Source organism: Thalassoglobus sp. JC818 (assembly GCF_040717535.1).
Classification (GTDB): domain Bacteria; phylum Planctomycetota; class Planctomycetia; order Planctomycetales; family Planctomycetaceae; genus Thalassoglobus.
The window spans coordinates 1-2,261 of the sequence record NZ_JBFEFI010000028.1; the positions used below are offsets into that span (position 1 = coordinate 1).

Genomic DNA, 2,261 nt, shown 5'->3' on the forward strand with positions numbered 1-2,261 from the left:
ATCACACCTCTACTTTCATTTGATAGCTGTGGGGAACCAGTCGACTTCTGAAAAGTTATTCCCGAGCTCCTTCGAAAATAGAGTCAGCCCTTAGAAACACACACGAGTCTGGGAACGCTCAACGTGGTGTACCCCGAGAACGACCGGAATAGTCGGGCCTCTGGCGGACTTCGGAACAAACCAATTGACAGCTCCTCAAGCACGCCAGAGTCAACAACAATCCGGGGGTTTGCCAAACATCTAAGTTTACTTGCACTAATACCTCGAAATTGAGTGTACGATTACTTCCTCCGGCAGATGTAGTAGTTGTTCATGAAGTCATGGTCCAACGCGTGAACGGCAACGTTTGTGAAACCAGCCTCTTCAAACATCCGCAGAGCAAGTTCTTCGCCCCAGCACGTTCCCAATCCGCAACCGCCATGTGCGAGTGAAACGGTCATACAGTGCATCGTCGAAATTGTGTATAGGAACGGTGCTACCTGATGGTCGAGGTTGTTCTCCACATCACTCGATGTCCGAATGTCCTGGGCAAGCAGCAGTCCGTTCTCAGTGAGAGAATCGTGGATTCCGACAAGCATCGCATGGGGATCGATCTGATCGTGGATCGCATCAAAAACAAAGATGACGTCGAATCTGTGTTTATCTTTAAGTTGTGCCGCGTCGCAGACTTCGAAGTGAATGTTTTGAAGATCGCGTTTTACAACTTCAGAATCCGCCCAAGCGATCGCTTCTTTAGAAAAGTCGTAGCCAGTAAATCGAGAGTCAGGAAAGCGTTGTGCCATGTGCATTAGTGCAAGACCTCGACCGCAGCCGATGTCTGCCGCTTCGACACCTCGTTCGAGATCTTCAACGAGTCTATCGGCTAGTGGTAGAATGTGTGCATCAAGTGCGGCCACGACTGTCTGAAATGACTCTTCGGCCATCACTTCATGGAATCGATCGAACTTCTCGTAAGGAACGCCACCACCGTTTTTGAAGCACTCCAGCACATCGTCCTCAACTTTTCCGAAGATGGACATGAATTGCATGATGCCCGCCAGGTTATTGGGAGTCGCTTCACGAGTGAGCCATTCAGCGTGCTCCGGCGGCAGGTAGTAACTTCGTGATGTGGAGTCGTAGTCCATGACGCGGCCAGTCACCATTGCCCCGAGCCATTCGCGAACGTAGCGTTCGTCAAGGCCCGATTCGTCTGCAATCTCAAGTGACGTTAACGGACGGTTCAGGCGTCGTAGAGTGTCGAAAAGCCCCGATCGATGGCCGATACTCAACATGAACGTCAGTGCAGACTCATTGAGCATACGAACCACCCGCTCTCCAAAAGCACTGTGGCGTTCACAATCGAATTTGCTTGTTGTTGATGGGCAAGAGGGTAAAGCTGTGGTGATCGTGGGTGCGGACATCTCAAACTCCTTGGCGATTGCGATTCTTCGTGGTAAAGTCAATTGGCTCTTTTGTGCGAACGATTCCCCAGCCGTCGGGGAGTTGCGAAAAGCATAAGGGTCGTTTTGATCAGCAACAGTTTACTTCTGGTCAAATCCGATTGACTGTTGGTCTATTTCACTTGAACTCGGGTCAAGAATGTTGTTGGCTCAGACGCAATTCTGCGGGGAATGCTGTGTTGCCCACACTGACAACGCGCGAAAAGCTAATTCAAGCCGGACACGAAGTTTTCTATCGCGAAGGCTTCCTGTCAGTTGGTCTCGATCGTCTGCTCAACGAAGTGGGGTGCTCGAAGCAGACCTTCTATAACCACTTCGAAAGTAAAGATGACTTGATCGTCGCGGTGATCGATGAACATCATCGCTGGTGGAGTAGTGAGATCCGAGATCGCATTGAACGCGTCGCCGGTTCCGACCCACGCGGCCAGATCCTCGCGATGTTCGACGTTATGTACGATATCATCCACGACCCCGACTACCGAGGCTGCATCTACATCAATGCCGCCGTCGAGTTTCCGCAACCGCACCATCCGGCACATCAATCTGCCCGAAAGGCGAAGGCCGATGGTGTTGCACTTCTGCAGGACCTTGCCGAGCGCGCAGGCGCAACGGATGCATTAGTCGTAGCTCAAGAGATTGATATGATCATTGAAGGGGCTCTGATCACTCAGCAAGTGGCTCCCGATTGTGATGTTTGCACCATCGCTCGTCGCGTCGCGGAGACAGTTCTGGACAAGTACGTTCCTACTCGGGTGTAGCAGCAACGGACCATTCATATCCGATGTTTCACTTCATCAAACGTTAAAGAGCGACGCTTGCTAG

2 protein-coding genes are annotated in these 2,261 nt (G+C 51.4%); one reads left to right on the forward strand and one right to left on the reverse strand.

Going from position 1 to position 2,261, the window contains the following annotated elements; all coding sequences use genetic code 11:
- Positions 1 to 281: 281 nt before the first annotated feature.
- Positions 282 to 1,298, reverse strand: coding sequence for a methyltransferase domain-containing protein (locus tag AB1L42_RS23780; protein ID WP_367062722.1), 1,017 nt, complete (start codon positions 1,296 to 1,298; stop codon positions 282 to 284).
- 320 nt (positions 1,299 to 1,618) lie between these two features.
- Here AB1L42_RS23780 and AB1L42_RS23785 point away from each other — a divergent pair, with 320 nt between their 5' ends.
- Positions 1,619 to 2,197, forward strand: coding sequence for a TetR/AcrR family transcriptional regulator (locus AB1L42_RS23785; RefSeq protein WP_367062719.1), 579 nt, complete (start codon positions 1,619 to 1,621; stop codon positions 2,195 to 2,197).
- Positions 2,198 to 2,261: the final 64 nt, after the last annotated feature.